We start from the raw sequence: 14,948 nt of genomic DNA, 5'->3' as shown, positions 1-14,948 counted from the left end.
GGATCAGCCCTTCCGGCGGCCGGCGTCGCCGGTGCTGCGGCCGATGTGCACGGGCTGCTGGTAGACGTTGCCCGTGTGCTGGGACATGTCGCCCCGCACGTGGTACTGGGCGTCAGCGGGCCCGCCGGGAGCGTCGGGATCATCGAACGTGCCGGAGCCCCTGGAGCCGTCGGTGTCACCGTGGACGTCCGGGCGGGAGTCCTCGGTGCCGGTGGCTGTGCAGCCACCGGCACCGGACTCGCCCGCCCCCGTCACGGGCGTATGTGTGCCGTTGGCCGGCTGCGGATCATCGGCCGCGATGGCCGGGGCCGACCGTCCGGGAAGGTGGAACCAGGCGGTGACGTCGCCCTCCTTGAGCTTCAGACGGGCGGCGGAGTAGCGGGCGGGCTCGATGAACTTGCCGCCGCCGCTGACCACGTCCTCGTACAGCGAACGGGAGACCACCAGCACCAGGTCGGCCTGCTCGGCGTCCAGCAACTGCCGTGCGACGGCGGAATCGGCGAGCCGGCAGGCGAGGTCGACCGCGCGCCCGGCGATGCCCCGGTCGTCGTGCCGGACCGGTCCGACGTGCATGCCCACCCGCAGCCCCAGCGGTACGCGCAGGGCGCGGTTCTCGTCGCGCAGCTTCTCGTGCACCTCCACCATCCAGAGGCCGAGCAGTCTGGCGACGGGGACCTGGCCGGACACCGAGACGAGCACGCCGTCGCCGCGGTCCTCCAGGTGCAGGGAGTCCCGCGCGATCTTGGTGTGGGTGAACGCCGTCTCCAGGACCCGGTAGATCCGGGCACGCATCCGGGTCTTCTCGATGTCGTCGTACTCGCCGGAACGTCTGGCGTCGACGCTGATCACCAGCTCGTAGCGCGCTTCGGCGACATCCGTCACGTCGTGGTTCACCTCGTGCCCCTGTCCTGTTCGCTGTGCCGTCCCTCATCAGCCTCGGGCCCGGGACGAAGGCCGTCTGTAGTCGTTTACACACGACAGGCGGGGAATTACTCCTGATGACCGTCCGAGAGGAGTGCGAGCAGTTCGGGATCGAGGATCTCCACCAGCCGGGTTCCGGTCCGCACGATGCGCTGGTCCCGCAGCAGCCGCAGCGCCTTGGCGACGGCCTCCCGGGTGGCTCCGACGGTGGCGGCCAGCTCGTCCTGGGCCAGGTGGACGACGGTGCCGGCGGGCAGCGGCCGGGGCGCCGACGGCGTGTAGGGGCCGGTGGGTTCGGCGCGGGAGAGTTCGGTGAGCCGCCCGGCCAGGCGTTGCAGAACGGTGAGCGAGGCGAGCGCGGACCGCTCCTGGTCGGCGCTGCGGAGCCGGAAGGTGAGCTGCCGGATCACCAGCCCGCTGACCCGGGGGTGCTGGGCGAGGAAGCGGCGGAACGCGTCCCCCGGGATGACCTGGGCCACTATGGGGCCCAGCGCCCGCACCGTGGCGCTACGGGGGTGGCTGTCCAACGCCGCCATCTCGCCCAGGAGTTCACCGGGACCGCGCAGGCCGAGTATGAGCCGGGTGGCGCCGCGGTCCGTCGCCACGGAAACGGTCACCCACCCCTGAAGTATGATCATGACGTGACCCGACCGGTCCCCCTCCGACAGGAGATGGGCATCGGCCGCATAGGCCTTCCGGTTGCCGAGAGCCATGACGTTCTCGTGCTCGTGGGCTGTCAGAGCGCGTGCGAATGCCAGGTCGTTGCCGAGCAGCCCCATGGTCCCTCCCCCCGTGGCAGGTCCGGACGGCTGATTTTGATAGGCGTTGATGGTCGCAGAGGGCCACTTGCAAGGGTGTGCTTCACGCCACATCGCATATACCGGCCGGTAACGACGGAAATGCCAGTTGGGCGGCCTGAACGCCGCCACCCTCGGTACGCACCCTCACCACCCGCCCGCCCGGCCCCACGGGCGCGGCGCCCCCCTCACGCCCCGTCGCTCACCGTTGACCGTGAGGTCAGGGCCCGCAGACGGGCGGAGTCGGGCTCATCGGTGCACGAAGGGGCGCGAGAGGCGTACTTGGCGAAAACTCGGGTTTCCGCCAGGAGCGGGGCCTTGAGCCCGGTATGAAGGGGGGCGCCCATGCGCCCTTCGCAGAAGGGGTGTTGACGTACTGCCGGGCGCGGGGCGCGTCCGGATCCGCCAGGGCCGCCGGGTCTGTCAGAGCCGGCCGGGCGCGGCCTCGCCGAGCCGCTCGCGCAGGGTGCCGGCGAACTCCTCGGCCCGCCCCAGCTGCTTGCGCAGGTCGGCGACGCGCTCGGCGGCGGCCTGCTCGAAGTGGCGCACGCGCTCCAGGAGTTCCTCGCGCCCGGCGCCCGCCGGGGGCGGCACCGCGTCGAGGCGGTCGGTGGCGTCGAGGAGGTCCCGCATCTGGTCCAGGGTGAAGCCGAGCGGCTTCATGCGGCGGATCACCATCAGGCGGGCGACGTCGGTCTCGGTGTAGAGGCGGAACCCGCCCTGGGAGCGGGCCGAGGGGATGACCAGGCCGGTCTCCTCGTAGTGCCGGATGGTGCGCAACGACAGCTCGGTCCGCGCGGCGACCTCGCCGATCTGCATGTGCTCGCTGCTCACGCGGGTGCCTTTCCTCGTCTGCCGCCGGGGGCCGGGGCCGGGGGTGTGCTCGGGGGTGCGGTCGGGGGGTGCGGTCGGGTCAGGGGCATGGCCCGGTACCCGGCCCCGGTTCAGCGGCGGTCAGCGTCCCTCTCCACATCTCTACCGTTACGTTAGAGTAGAGTCGGCGGCTGTCAGGGTTGAGCACCGCTGTTCCGTGTCCAGGGTCCAGGCCGTTCCGTGTTCATGGTGCGGGACGGGTCGGCCCGTCGCCAAAAACCGTGTCGGGACCGACGACGCCCCCGGCGAAGCCCGATGCCGCAGGAGAGCGCGTGCGCATGCCCGTACGGTCCCGCGCCGCCGCCTTCCCGCCGTGACCCCTCGCCCCTGAGCGGCAGCATCCGGACGGCGTGCGGACCGTGCGCGGAAGGCCCGCGGAGCGTGCCGCTGCCCCCTGCTCCGTACTGTTCCGCACGCCCCCTCGGTGACGCCGCCGCCCGGTGACGCCGCCGGGTGGGCCCGAGCACGACAGGTTCCGCATCTCTTGACTACCTCCGCACTGTCCCCGGCCGCGCGGCTGCGCGGTCTGCGCCCCGACTGGCTGTCCGACCCGAAGGTCTGGCGCACCGAGGTCCTGGCCGGCCTGGTGGTCGCGCTCGCGCTGATCCCCGAGGCGATCTCGTTCTCGGTCATCGCCGGGGTCGACCCCGCCATCGGCCTGTTCGCGTCGTTCACCATGGCCGTGACCATCTCGGTCGTCGGCGGACGCCGCGCGATGATCTCCGCCGCGACCGGCGCCGTCGCCCTGGTCATCGCCCCGCTCAACCGCGAGCACGGCCTGGGCCACCTGGTCGCGGCGGTGATCCTGGCCGGCTTCTTCCAGATCGTCCTCGGGGCGCTCGGCATCGCGAAGCTGATGCGGTTCGTGCCCCGCAGCGTGATGGTCGGCTTCGTCAACTCCCTCGCCGTCCTCATCTTCATGGCCCAGGTCCCGGAGATGCACGACGTGCCCTGGCCCGTCTATCCGCTGATCGCGGCCGGCCTGGCTCTGATGGTGTTCTTCCCGAAGGTCACCAAGGTGATCCCGGCCCCGCTCGTGTCCATCGTGATCCTCACCGCGATCACCGTCGCCGCGGGGATCGCGGTGCCGACCGTGGGCGACAAGGGCGAGCTGCCGTCCGCCCTGCCCGTACCGGGCCTGCCCGACGTGCCCTTCACCCTGGACACGCTGACCACCATCGCCCCTTACGCGCTCGCGATGGCGCTGGTCGGCCTGATGGAATCGCTGATGACGGCCAAGCTGGTCGACGACATCACCGACACCCACTCCTCCAAGACCCGCGAGTCCATCGGCCAGGGCATCGCCAACATCGTCACCGGCTTCCTCGGCGGCATGGGCGGCTGCGCCATGATCGGCCAGACGATGATCAACGTGAAGGTGTCCGGTGCCCGCACCCGCCTGTCCACGTTCCTGGCGGGTGCGTTCCTGATGGTGCTGTGCATCGTCTTCGGCCCGATCGTCTCCGACATCCCCATGGCCGCGCTGGTCGCCGTCATGGTCATGGTGTCCTTCGCGACCTTCGACTGGCACTCCATCGCCCCGAAGACGCTGAAGCGGATGCCCGCCGGCGAGATCACCGTCATGGCCGTCACCGTGGCCTGCGTCGTCGCCACCCACAACCTCGCGATCGGCGTCGTCGTCGGCACCGTCACCGCGATGGTCGTCTTCGCCAAGCGCGTCGCCCACCTGGCCGACGTCACCGCCGTCGTCGACCCCGACGGCACCCAGGTCGTCTACGCGGTCACCGGTGAGCTCTTCTTCGCCTCCTCCAACGACCTGGTCACCCGGTTCGACTACGCCGGCGACCCCGACCGGATCGTCATCGACCTGACGGACACCCACATCTGGGACGCCTCCTCCGTGGCGGCGCTCGACGCGATCGAGACGAAGTACGCCCAGCGCGGCAAGTCCGTCGAGATCATCGGCCTCAACCGGCCCAGCGCCCAGATCCACGACAGGCTCAGCCGGCGCACTCCGTGACCGCCGGGTCGGTGGTCAGGCGGTCGTGGCGGTCGTGGGGGTCGTGGCGGGACGTGGGCTGCCGTGGAAGACCTGGCTGGTGTGCCAGGAACGGTGGGCGGCGGCGATGGGGCGGACGCCCGGCTGGGGGCCGATGAGCGGTCGGCCGGCGAGCGTGATGACGTGCTCGCGGGCGGCGGTGCTGTGGCCGACGAAGCTCTGCGAGACCAGGATGCGGTGGCTCTCGCCGTGGCTCTCGCCGTGGCCCTCACCATGGCCCTCACCATGGCCCTCGCCGAGACCGAGTACGCCCTTGTCGAACAGCTTGTGGTGCAGCGAGCACAGGCACAGCCCGTTCTCGACGTCGTCCGGCCCGTCGAACGCCCACCACCGCACATGAGCGGCCTCAAGCCCGACCGGCACCGCGCCGATCCTGCCGTCGTACCCGCAGAAGGCGCACCGGTACTCGTACGCCGTCAGGACCGTCTCCCGCATCCGCCGGTCCCGCCGCCGGCGTGCGGCCGAGAGCTGTCCGGTCTCGGCCTCCTCCAGCTCCAGGCCGACCGCTTCGCACAGCTCGCCGTGGAGGGAGGGCGGGAAGTTCAGATCGAGCAGCACCCGTGCCATCCGGCCGAGGAGGGACGGCTCCCGCCGCAGCGCCGCCCGCAGCTCCGGCGACAGCCGCCCGGCGGCGCCGCTGGCGCGCAGCTCCCCGACCCCGGTCCCGGGACTGCCCGGCCCGCGCTCGGTGCTCACCTCCCAGACGCCGTCACTCACCAGGTGATGGAACGGGTAGGCGGGAGTCGTCCGGTTACCGGGACCGTATTCGGCGAGCAGCCCCCGCAGGTCCTCCTCCACGGCGCTGTACCGCAGCTCGTCATCGGCGTCCTGCTGGAACCGGCTGAGCGCGTACAGGAACAGCAACGGCTTGTGCGCGGCCCGCGTCCCGCCCCTCGTCCACTGCCTCAACTGCGCGGTGCGCTCGACCCAGTTCATAGTCGGCGATCGTAGTGGCGACTCGTCGCGGCGCCTGGTCGCGGAGCCTGGTCGCGGGGCATCGCCCGGGTGGCCGGCCGGACACCGGGCCACGATGCGGATCGCGGCTACCCGGGCATGACGCTGTGGATACGGGCGAGGGCGAAGCCCCCTGCAGCTCGTCCCCCGTCCTCAAGGCGGACGGAGTCGAGCCGATCACTTCGCGGTGGCCCGCTTGATCCATGCGCGGTGGGCCGTCAGGTCGGTGTAGATGCCGGGGCCGGTGGCACATGCCGGATCGGCGTCGCCGTCGCGGCTGGTCGCCCCGATCAGTTCCCACCGCCCGGGACGGCCCTTGATCTGCGGCCCGCCGGAGTCGAGGATGCACGCCTGCGCGTTCTTGGTGGGGCTGTCGGTGCACAGCTCGTTCTCCGCGTCGTAGTCCTCGCTGCACCGGCCGTCGGGGACGATCTTGGTGTCCAGTTCCTGCAGACGGATCGGGAGGTCCGGGCACTCGCTGCCGTCCTCGCAGGTCATTCCCCAGCCGAGGATCCGAGTGCCGGCACCCGTAGACGCTGATTCAGCGGCCAGCTTGATGGGCTTCGCGTCCACGGGGTGGTCAAGCTTCATGACGGCCACGTCGTCGCGGAACGGCTCGTAGGAGAAGTTCGGGTGTGTGATGACCTTGGTGACCTTCGCTTCGGCCCCCTTCCTGCGATCGCGGTTGCCGACCCGTACGGAAAGCTGCTTGAGCTTGACGCCCACCGTGCAGTGCCCGGCGGTCACGATCCAGTCCGGTTTGATCAGGGACGCTCCGCAGTAGTGGTGGCCGTCCTTCTGCACGCTCACCATGAACGGGTACGGCGAGGTGGCGTCGTGTCCCCCGATGATCGCCGATGCCGACGGTGTCACTGCCATGGTGAGCGTGATCGCCCCCGCCGCTGCCAACAGTGCTGCCTTGCCACGCTTGGCCATCTGTCCTCCTGCGTCTCGTTCAAGCTGCGTCTCGTTCAGGGTTCCGGTCACCGGCGGAGCTCAAGAGGGCGCCGGAACGGAACCGGCTCGGGAAGCCCCGTCCGAACATCCGCGTCCGGCCCGGCCGGTTCCGACACCTTTGATCCTGTCCCGGCCGGCGCCCTCGGCGCGTCACCCTTCCCGCTCGGTCGGTCTGCCCGAAAGTCCTACGGCACGCCGGTCGGATCGTGCCGCGGGATGATCGCGAGGTGACGGGGGAGGCCGCCGGGCACGGCAGTACCGTGTGCAGAGGCGCAGTTGCCCGTGAGCGGACGAGGAGGTGATCTGGGTGACCGTCAGGGTGATCCTCCTCGACGACGAGGAGTTGGTGCGAAAGGGCATCCGGATGATCCTCCACGCCGAGCCGGACATCGAGGTGGTCGCCGAAGGCGGTGACGGCTCGGTGGCAGTCGACCTGATGGCCGAGCACCGCCCGGACGTGGTGCTCACCGACATCCAGATGCCCCGCGTCGGCGGCCTGGAGGTCGCCCGGCAGCTCGCCGCGCTGACCGATCCTCCCGCCGTCGCGGTGCTCACCACCTTCGACGTCGACGAGTACGTCTACGCCGCGCTCCAGCACGGCGCGGCCGGGTTCCTGCTCAAGGACACCTCGCCGCGCGAGCTGACCGACGCGGTACGGGTCCTCGCCCGCGGCGAGGCGATGCTCTCACCACGCATCACCACCAAGCTGCTGGCCGTCTTCGCCACGGCCGCGGTCGCCCCGCAAGCGCGCTCGCGGATGGCGGAACTGACCGCCCGCGAGCGCGAGGTCGCCGCGGCGGTCGCCCAGGGCCACAGCAACACCGAGATCGCCACCGACCTGTTGGTGAGCCAGTCCACGGTCAAGGTCCACCTCAGCCGGATCATGACCAAGCTCGGCGCCGCCAACCGCACCCAGGTCGCGCTCATCACCCATGACGCCGGACTGGCCTGAACACCTGGCTCATCGGCTATGTCGCCGAACGGGTTCCCCAGGCCGATCTGCCGCGATCCCCGGCGGAGTCACGCTACGGGCGTGCGGGCTCCGGGCACCGATGTGGGCAGCGCGGCGCCGATCCGGAAGCCGCCGTCACCGGTGGGCCCGGACTCGATGGTGCCTCCGGCCAGGCGCACCCGCTCCGTCAGACCGATCAGCCCGTGCCCCCCGCTGGGCAGCAGAGGCCCCCCGTCGGCAGCCGTGTCGACGGGCCTCCCGGCCGGGCCGTTGACGATCCGTACCCGAACGGTTCGCGGGTCGAATACGAGATGTATCCGCGTCGTGGCACCCGGAGCGTGCTTGTGCACGTTGGTCAGAGCCTCCTGCACGACCCGGTGTGCGGCACGCTCGACCGGCTCGGTCAGCGGCTGCGGCGCGCCCTCGACGAGCACCGTGACGGGCAGCCCGGCGGCCCGGGAGTTGTCGGCCAGTTCGGCGATCCTGTCGACGGCCGAGCCGGGGACGGGCCGCCGCTCGGCCGCCGCGGCAGGATGGTGCGCCGCGGCCTCTGACTCACCCTTCGCGGCGTCGCTTCCCGCGGGTGTCGGTGACTCCCCGGCTCCGTCGACCGGGCCACCGGTCGGACTGGTCCTGAGCACACCCAGCATCTCGCGGAGTTCGGTGAGCGCGCGCCGGCCGGCCGTCTGGATGATCTGCGCGGCCTCGCTCGTCACTTCCGGGTCGTGGGCGACAGCGCTGAGCGCGTTGGCGTGTACGACGATCAGGCTCACCTGGTGGGAGACCACGTCGTGCATCTCGCCGGCGATGCGCCGACGCTCCTCTTCCCGCGCGGCCTCGGCGACGAGCAGCTGTTCCCGCTCGGCGCGCTCCGCCCGTTCGACGAGACCGGCGACGACGGCGCGCCGTTGGCCCACGTAGAGCCCCAGGAGCAGCGGCATCAGACAGGAGAAGACGAAGTTCACCGCGAACCACGTCACCACTGATCCGATGCTGGACCATGCTGCCGCGTTCCAGGGCGTGATGACCACCAGGCCGACACCGGCCGAGGCCCAGGCGATCCGGCGGCTGTGCGGGCCGCGGTAGGCGCCCTCCGCGTAGTAGGCGAGGGGCGCTGCGAAAGGCGAGAACTGGAGAACCTTGGCGAGCAGTCCGACGGCGAGTGCCAGTTCGGGGGCCCGGCGCCGGGCGAGCAGTGGCAGAGCGCTCACCGCGGCGATCAGCAGGTTCACCCAGGGAGTGGCCGGCCCCAGGTAGGGGTTCTGGAAACTGTTCAACACCGCGAGCAGCAAAGCGATGCCCGTCAGCACCAGGTCCGCGGCGCGTGGCGACAGAAGGGGCGAGCGCGGTACGGGCCTCGTCGCGAGTCTCTGCGCGGTGCCCGCGTCGCCGGAAGGCAGGAGCACTAGGTTGAGCAGTGTGTTCCCGAGGCGGGTGCGGCTGGTGAGTATCACCTGGCGAGGATAGAAGGCCGGGACCGGACCAAGATCCGGCGGAGGTCCGTTCGTGCTGCGGCGGAAGCGGACAACGTCGCAGACCCCCGCAGCAAGCTGCGCGGATCTTCGACGTATTGCCCGGTGAGAGCAATGGCGGAGGATACGAGATTCGAACTCGTGAGGGGTTGCCCCGACACGCTTTCCACATGTTCGCCGGGGGTGCGGGAACGTACGAGAACGTCCTGACCAGCGGCGCGGCATGGTCGGGTGGGCCATCGAACGGTGCTGTACGCCGGTGAACGCAACCATGACTGCAACCACGGGCCCCGGCCTCTGCTCACGCCCTGCGCCAGGTGCTCAGCAGTTACTCGATGGCAGTGGCCTCTTCGGCGGTCAGCCAGAGGGACAGCGACCCCGATACGGGAAGCCCGATACGGGAAGGGTGGCGATGGATCTGCTGCCGCGGCCTTCGCTTCGAGGCACCCAGAGGCGTCGGCGAGCCGGGGTCGGTATGAGGCCCGGGTCGCCCGTGCTCGGCTATTCGGGGAATGGGCCGCGGACCGAGACCCCGCCGTCCAGCACGATCTGCTGACCGGTGATGTAGCGCGCCTCGTCCGAGGCCAGGTAGACGGCCGCAGCAGCCATTTCCTCCGACGTCCCGTATCGGCCTGCCGGGATTTCCGGGACCCATTCGTCGGAGGGACCGGCGTTGACAGCAGTGCTGATCGCCCCACCTGCGACGACGTTCATCCGGATGCCGTCGGCCGCGTACTCGGCAGCGACGGTCCGCGCCAGGCTGTACAGGCCGGCCTTGGCAGCGCCGTAACCGGCCTGCTTCGGCGCGGCCATGAATCCGGTGACCGAGCCGATGCTGACGATGTTCCCGCCGGTGCCCTGTTCCAGGAACAGCCGCAACACGCGCCGCACCGCGCGAGCCACGTAGCGCAGATTTACGTCGTAGACGGTGTCCCAGTCCTCGTCGGTCATCTCGTGCAGCTTGACCGCGGGTACGAACGCGACTTGCCCGCCGACCACCGTGATCAGGATGTCCAGCCCGCCGAGCCGTTCGGCCGCGCCGACCATCACGTCTTCGAGCTGCTCGCTGGAGCGGACGTCACCGCTCAGCGCATGGGAGACGTGCCCGGCCGCACGCAACTCGTCCGCCGCCTCGGTTGCCCGTACAGCGTCCACGTCGGCCACTGCGACTGTCGCCCCGGCGGCTGCACAGGAACGGACGATGCTTCGGCCGATCCCGGCCCCGCCCCCACCGATCACCAGAGTCCGTTTGCCGTCGAGCCTGCTCAATCCGGCCATGTGCCCTCCACCCTCGTCAAGTTGCCCAAAGTTAGTCGTGACGAGGCCGACGAGGAAACAAGAACGAGCTGAAGGAGTCGCGGAAGTGGTGTCAGGAAGCCCTCGTGCCTGTCGGCTGCGCTGCCGAGGAGCACACCGCCGTCCTCGGTCAACAACGTGACCGTGCAGGTCCCCAGGGCGCAGGCATCAGCACATCGCGGGCGTCCCGGGAGACCGGCAGGGCGCTACGACGGTGCGCGCAGTGCGTCGACCGGTTCCATGCGGGCGGCGCGCAGTGACGGGTAGAGGCCGGCGAGCAGGCCGACGAGGGCTCCGGCCACGGGGGCGCCGAAGGCGAGGCTCAGGTCGAGTACCGGGGTCCACTGTTTGAAGACGGCGACGCACACCACGACGGCGATGCCCAGGGCCGCGCCCACGATGCCGCCGAGCAGACCGATCGTCGTCGACTCCAGCAGGAACTGGCCGGCCACCTGTCGCCTCGACGCGCCCAGAGCGCGCCGCAGTCCGATCTCCCCGACCCGTTCCATCACCGTCACCAAGGTGACGTTGGCGATGCCGATCGCGCCCACCACCAGCGAGACCAGGCCGAGGACGAGGAAGAGGCCGTTGACGTCGTTCTGGACGCCGTCGCGTGCCTTGGACAGGTCGGGCGGCGCCACGACGGTGAGCGAGTCCTGGTGCCCGGGGGACAGGGCGATCGGTGCCTGGCGCGCCACCTGCTCGGCCGCCCCGAGCGCGGTGTTGACCAGTACGAGGCTGACGTCGCGCAGGCCGAGGCGGTCCGCGCCGGTGGTGGGCGGGATGATGACGGCGGTGGACAGGCGCTGCTCCCGCTCGATGCCGCCGAGGATGCCGATGACCGTGTACGACTGGCCCTTGAAGAAGACCGCGGGAGCATCCTCCACCCGGCTGATGCCGAGCAGCTGCGCGGCCTGGTCGCCGAGCACCACCACCTGGTCGTGCCGGGCGAGGTTGCCGGCGTCGTAGAACCGTCCCGCGGTCATCGTGCCGCGTACGGCGGCGGGCAGCCCGGCCGAGGCGGCGACGACGGCCAGGGTCTGTCCGGAGGTGTCGCCGGGTGCGTTCACGTCGTTGGCCCGGACCTGGACGCTGTTGGTCGTGGCGGAGTCCCCGAGGGCGGCGACCGATTCCACCCCGGCCAGCCGCCGGACCGCTTCGGTCCCCGACCAGTCCACCAGTGACCCGGTGTCGACCGAGCCGGGCTGCACCCGCGGCACCTTCACGGTCACCGAGGTCGCGGTGAGCGCGTCGAACCGGCCGACGATCTGGTTGCCCGCGGTGGAGGCCACACCGATGGTGATGACGAGCGTGGTGATGCCGAGCACCGTGCCCAGTGTGGTCAACGCGGATCGCATCGGGCGGGCGAGGACGCCGGCGAGGGCTTCCGTCCACAGGTCCCGTGGGTCCATCCGGGGGCGTTCGGAACGTGCCCCGGCCGCTGCCCCGGCCGCTGCCTCGGCCGCTGCCCGGGGCGCGGGCTTCGTGTGTTTCCCGCGTGTCATACGGCCTCCGGGGTGAGGCAGCCGTCGGTGATGCGGACGCGCTGGCTCGCCCGGCGGCTGACCGCCTCGTCGTGGGTGATCAGGACGAGTGTCATGCCCTGGGCACACAGGTCGTCGAAGAGTTCCAGTACGGAGAGGGTGTTCTCGCTGTCCAGGTTGCCGGTGGGTTCGTCGCACAGCAGCAGTGCGGGGTCGCCGATCAAGGCCCTTGCGATGGCGACGCGTTGGCGTTCGCCGCCGGACAGCCGGTCCGGCCGGAAGCCCGACCGGTGCCCCACCCCGACCCGCTCCAGGGCCTGGCGGGCACGGTCCAGCCGGGTGCCGCGTTCGTGTCCGGGGCGCGGTTTGCGGTACGCCTCGGCCACCATGACGTTCTCGTCCACCGTCCGGTAGGGCAGGAGGTGGAAGGACTGGAAGACGAAGCCGATCCGGCTGCCGCGCAGCGCGGTGCGTTCGAGGTCGCCCAGTCCGGTGGTCTCCACCCCGTCGAGCCGGAACGAGCCTGCGGTTGGCCGGTCGAGCAGGCCGAGCGTGTTGAGCAGGGTCGACTTACCGGATCCGGAGGGCCCGACAATGGACAGGTGCTCACCGCGCCGTACGGTCAGATTCACGCCGCGCAGAGCGTGTACGGGCGGTTCGGTGTCGAAGGTCCTCTCCACATCGGTGAGTTCGATGACGACGTCCGGGCCGGGAGTCACCTGCCCACCACCACGTTGTCGCCCTGCTTCAGTGCGCCGCCGACCGGCTTCACCTCGACGAGGCCGGCTGCGGACAGCCCGACGGTGACCTGTACATCGCTGACGCCGGAGTCGCGCTGCACCTGCACCCGGGCCTTTCCGTCGGCCGAGGTCCGTATCGCGGCGAGCGGCACGGTCAGCACCTTGCCGTCCGAGGCGCCGATCTTGATGGTCACCTTCAGCGAGGCCCCGGCCTGACCGGCCAGCGGCCCGGGGTCGGGTACGGAGATCCGCAGCGGGACCGGGGCCGAGGGGTCGCCGGCCGCCGGGGCTTCGGTGGTGGTGGCGTCACCGGATTCGGATTCGGTGCCCCCTGACGTCTCCCCCGTGGACTGCTCGCCGTCTCCCTCCGCCGTCGAGGGCGCTGCGTCGGCGCCGAGCGCGGAGACGGTTCCCCGGGCCTTCTCGCCCCCCGCCGTCGTCAGCTCGACGGCCATGCCCTTCTTGAGCAGTTCGCCGTCCGAACCGGGCACGACTGCCTGGACCACCAGCTCGGACCCGGTGACGGTGCCGATCTGGCCGGACGCGGAATCCCCGGTCTTCACCGTCACCTTGTCCAGCCGTACGGGCAGCTTCGGGAAGAAGACGGCCTCACCGGCGGGGACTTTGGTTCCGTAAGTGGTCTGATAGGTGCTGAGGGCGGCGTTCGCCAAGGCCAGCGACTTCTGGGCGGACTCCAGCTGGATCTTCCGGATCGCCCCGTCGTTGCTGTTGCTGTTGCTGTTGCTGTTGCTGTTGCTGTTGCTGTTGCTGTTGCTGTTGCCGTCGCCGTCGCCGGTCTCCGTGTCCGTGTCCTTCTTGGGGGCGGCTTGCGTCCCGCCGGTGCTTTTGCTGCCGGTCATCGTGAGGAGCGTCTCCTGGGCGGAGGACACCGACTGCTGCAGCTGGCCGAGCTGCTGCTGTTCGTCCGGGCTCGGCTGCTGCGCCTGGTATCCCTTGCTCGTGTACCACTGGGTGACCGCCGCCGCGGTGCCCTGGCCGTAGTTGCCGCTGATCGCGCCGGGCTCGAAACCGATCCGTCGCAGCGCTTGTTGGAGCTGTTTCACATCGTCGCCGGAGGTGCCGGGGCCCAGCGCGCGGTACATCGGGACCCGGCCGCTCAGCGCGAGTACGGGGCGGCCGTTGACCGCCATCAGAACATCGCCCTCCTTGATCTTGGCACCGGCGACCGGTGCCTTGGTGACCCGCTGCTCAGCACCTTCACCGGCCGTGGCGCCGGATGATCCGGTGCCCACGGAGCCGGCCAGTGAAAGCGGCTGGGGCGAGGCGAACTCGATGGAGCCGTTCGCCACCACGGTCGCGATGAGGGACTGCCGCTGGACACCGACGGTCACCGGGCCGGCTTTCGGCGCGTTGTGCGCGGCGGCGGCATCGGCGGGGGAGTGGACCTGGGTACCGGCGATCCAGCCGCCCGCGCCCACCAGAACCACCGCGCCGACCAGTGCGCCCAGCTGTCTGCGTCCGCTGAGATGTTTCACGCGCCGGAACCCCAGTACGGGTTGGCCTTCTCCTTGGGGAAGTACGCGGCCCGGAATTCCTTGCCGCACTCCAGGTCCTTCATGGCGATGGTGATGTCCTTGGTGAGCAGAGGCAGCGCCTCCGCCTGGGTCAGCTCCCGCCCGGGCTCCGGCATTTCATCGGTGAGGTCGAGCCGCACCATGTCGAACATGCCGGTCGGCTGGGTGGTGGAAACCGGAATGCCCTGCTCCTTCAGGCAGTTGGCGTACTTCTGTGCGAGCTGCACCAGCTCGGGGTCGCCGTTGAGCTCCAGCCCGTTCGCACGGTTCTTCTCCTCCTTTTCGGCCTGCTCCTTCATCTGATCCTTGATGCTCAGTTCCGGTCCGTACGCCTTGGCCCTGCCCTCGGCAGAGCACCCACCGGGCTGCTCTCTCTCCGCCTTCGTTGCCGTCGTGGGCCGGATGCCGTTCAACGCTTCGTCGTAGCTCTTCTGTTGGGCGGCGGTGAATCCCTTCTCGTCCCCGTCGTCGGGGGTGATGACCTTTCCGTGCATTTTTCCCTCGGTGTTGGCGCCGGGGGCGTTCGGGTCGGCGGGGTAGGCGGCGGCCGCGTAGGTGCCGAAGCCGTACTTCTGCCGCTGCTTCTTCTCCAGGGCGTAGTCCTGTCCGTCGCCCCAGACGAGGGAGTCGGCGGCCTCCGGACTCGCCATGTGCGGGGTGTAGGTGAAGCCCTTCTTCTTCATGCAGGCCGCGATGGCGTTCTCCTCGATGTACATCTTCTTGGTCGCGTCGTCCGTGCCGTCCGGGATGGTGAGTTGGGCGGCGCCGTCGACGGTCTTCGTACCGCTGTCGGCTGTGGAACCCGAACCGGCGTCGGGGCCGGCCGTGTCGCTCGAGCCTCCGCACGCGCTGAGCAGCGGCAGCATGGCGACGGCCAGGGCTGCGACCAGGGAGTTACGTAGGGTAAGTGTTGACATGCGCATGCCATGTATCCATTCGTGGTGCGG

The 14,948-nt window shown here is 70.4% G+C and carries 13 protein-coding genes; 2 read left to right on the top strand and 11 right to left on the bottom strand.

Annotated features, from left to right (window positions below):
• Window positions 1-3: 3 nt before the first annotated feature.
• From ACIO3R_RS31895 to ACIO3R_RS31885, 3 genes are all read right to left on the bottom strand, one after another.
• Window positions 4-894: a hypothetical protein gene (locus tag ACIO3R_RS31895; protein ID WP_402110482.1), complete on the bottom strand. Its 891-nt coding sequence runs from the start codon at window positions 892-894 to the stop codon at window positions 4-6.
• 95 nt (window positions 895-989) lie between these two features.
• Window positions 990-1,700, bottom strand: coding sequence for a Crp/Fnr family transcriptional regulator (locus tag ACIO3R_RS31890; RefSeq protein WP_385035559.1), 711 nt, complete (start codon window positions 1,698-1,700; stop codon window positions 990-992).
• Between the two features lie 441 nt (window positions 1,701-2,141).
• Window positions 2,142-2,552, bottom strand: coding sequence for a MerR family transcriptional regulator (locus ACIO3R_RS31885; protein ID WP_402110479.1), 411 nt, complete (start codon window positions 2,550-2,552; stop codon window positions 2,142-2,144).
• 538 nt (window positions 2,553-3,090) lie between these two features.
• On the opposite strand from ACIO3R_RS31885, the gene ACIO3R_RS31880 reads away from it, so the two are divergent.
• On the top strand, window positions 3,091-4,572 hold the full coding sequence (locus tag ACIO3R_RS31880) for a SulP family inorganic anion transporter (protein ID WP_385035581.1): 1,482 nt from the start codon (window positions 3,091-3,093) through the stop codon (window positions 4,570-4,572).
• 15 nt (window positions 4,573-4,587) lie between these two features.
• On the opposite strand, the gene ACIO3R_RS31875 is transcribed toward ACIO3R_RS31880, so the two are convergent.
• On the bottom strand, window positions 4,588-5,547 hold the full coding sequence (locus ACIO3R_RS31875) for a phosphorothioated DNA-binding restriction endonuclease (RefSeq protein ID WP_402110477.1): 960 nt from the start codon (window positions 5,545-5,547) through the stop codon (window positions 4,588-4,590).
• 195 nt (window positions 5,548-5,742) lie between these two features.
• Complete coding sequence (locus ACIO3R_RS31870) at window positions 5,743-6,501, bottom strand: S1 family peptidase (RefSeq protein WP_385347885.1); 759 nt, start codon at window positions 6,499-6,501, stop codon at window positions 5,743-5,745.
• Between the two features lie 328 nt (window positions 6,502-6,829).
• Between ACIO3R_RS31870 and ACIO3R_RS31865 the strand changes: the two genes are divergently transcribed.
• A complete protein-coding gene (locus ACIO3R_RS31865) occupies window positions 6,830-7,474 on the top strand; it encodes a response regulator (protein ID WP_402110475.1) in 645 nt (214 codons plus the stop codon).
• A 68-nt stretch (window positions 7,475-7,542) separates the two neighbouring features.
• Here the strand turns inward: ACIO3R_RS31865 and ACIO3R_RS31860 are convergent, their stop codons facing one another.
• The 6 genes from ACIO3R_RS31860 to ACIO3R_RS31835 form a co-directional block, all read right to left on the bottom strand.
• Entirely contained in the window at window positions 7,543-8,928 is a 1,386-nt protein-coding gene (locus ACIO3R_RS31860; RefSeq protein WP_402110473.1) for a sensor histidine kinase, read from the bottom strand.
• Window positions 8,929-9,447: 519 nt separating this feature from the next.
• Window positions 9,448-10,224 carry an SDR family NAD(P)-dependent oxidoreductase gene (locus ACIO3R_RS31855; protein ID WP_402110472.1) on the bottom strand — a complete coding sequence of 259 codons (777 nt, stop codon included), beginning with the start codon at window positions 10,222-10,224 and terminating at the stop codon, window positions 9,448-9,450.
• Window positions 10,225-10,448: 224 nt separating this feature from the next.
• A complete protein-coding gene (locus tag ACIO3R_RS31850) occupies window positions 10,449-11,654 on the bottom strand; it encodes an ABC transporter permease (protein WP_402110470.1) in 1,206 nt (401 codons plus the stop codon).
• An 89-nt stretch (window positions 11,655-11,743) separates the two neighbouring features.
• A complete protein-coding gene (locus ACIO3R_RS31845; RefSeq protein WP_371777164.1) occupies window positions 11,744-12,445 on the bottom strand; it encodes an ABC transporter ATP-binding protein in 702 nt (233 codons plus the stop codon).
• Window positions 12,442-13,962, bottom strand: a complete 1,521-nt coding sequence (locus ACIO3R_RS31840) for a peptidoglycan-binding protein (RefSeq protein ID WP_402110468.1) — start codon at window positions 13,960-13,962, stop codon at window positions 12,442-12,444. Before ACIO3R_RS31840 ends, ACIO3R_RS31845 begins: the two co-directional genes overlap by 4 nt.
• Window positions 13,959-14,918 (bottom strand): hypothetical protein, encoded by a 960-nt coding sequence (locus tag ACIO3R_RS31835; RefSeq protein WP_402110467.1) that lies wholly within the window; start codon window positions 14,916-14,918, stop codon window positions 13,959-13,961. Before ACIO3R_RS31835 ends, ACIO3R_RS31840 begins: the two co-directional genes overlap by 4 nt.
• Window positions 14,919-14,948 lie beyond the last annotated feature (30 nt).

It is taken from the genome of Streptomyces sp. NPDC087428 (assembly GCF_044744085.1).
Lineage (GTDB): Bacteria > Actinomycetota > Actinomycetes > Streptomycetales > Streptomycetaceae > Streptomyces.
Note: the sequence above shows the minus strand (reverse complement) of the source record. Positions and strands in the feature narration are given on the sequence as shown.

Excerpts from the sequence above, each read along its gene's own strand:
- ACIO3R_RS31890 (WP_385035559.1), bottom strand. The coding sequence starts at position 1,700 with ATGGGGCTGCTCGGCAACGACCTGGCATTCGCACGCGCTCTGACAGCC.
- ACIO3R_RS31875 (WP_402110477.1), bottom strand. The coding sequence starts at position 5,547 with ATGAACTGGGTCGAGCGCACCGCGCAGTTGAGGCAGTGGACGAGGGGC.
- ACIO3R_RS31870 (WP_385347885.1), bottom strand. The coding sequence starts at position 6,501 with ATGGCCAAGCGTGGCAAGGCAGCACTGTTGGCAGCGGCGGGGGCGATC.
- ACIO3R_RS31855 (WP_402110472.1), bottom strand. The coding sequence starts at position 10,224 with ATGGCCGGATTGAGCAGGCTCGACGGCAAACGGACTCTGGTGATCGGT.
- ACIO3R_RS31850 (WP_402110470.1), bottom strand. The coding sequence starts at position 11,654 with ATGGACCCACGGGACCTGTGGACGGAAGCCCTCGCCGGCGTCCTCGCC.
- ACIO3R_RS31835 (WP_402110467.1), bottom strand. The coding sequence starts at position 14,918 with ATGTCAACACTTACCCTACGTAACTCCCTGGTCGCAGCCCTGGCCGTC.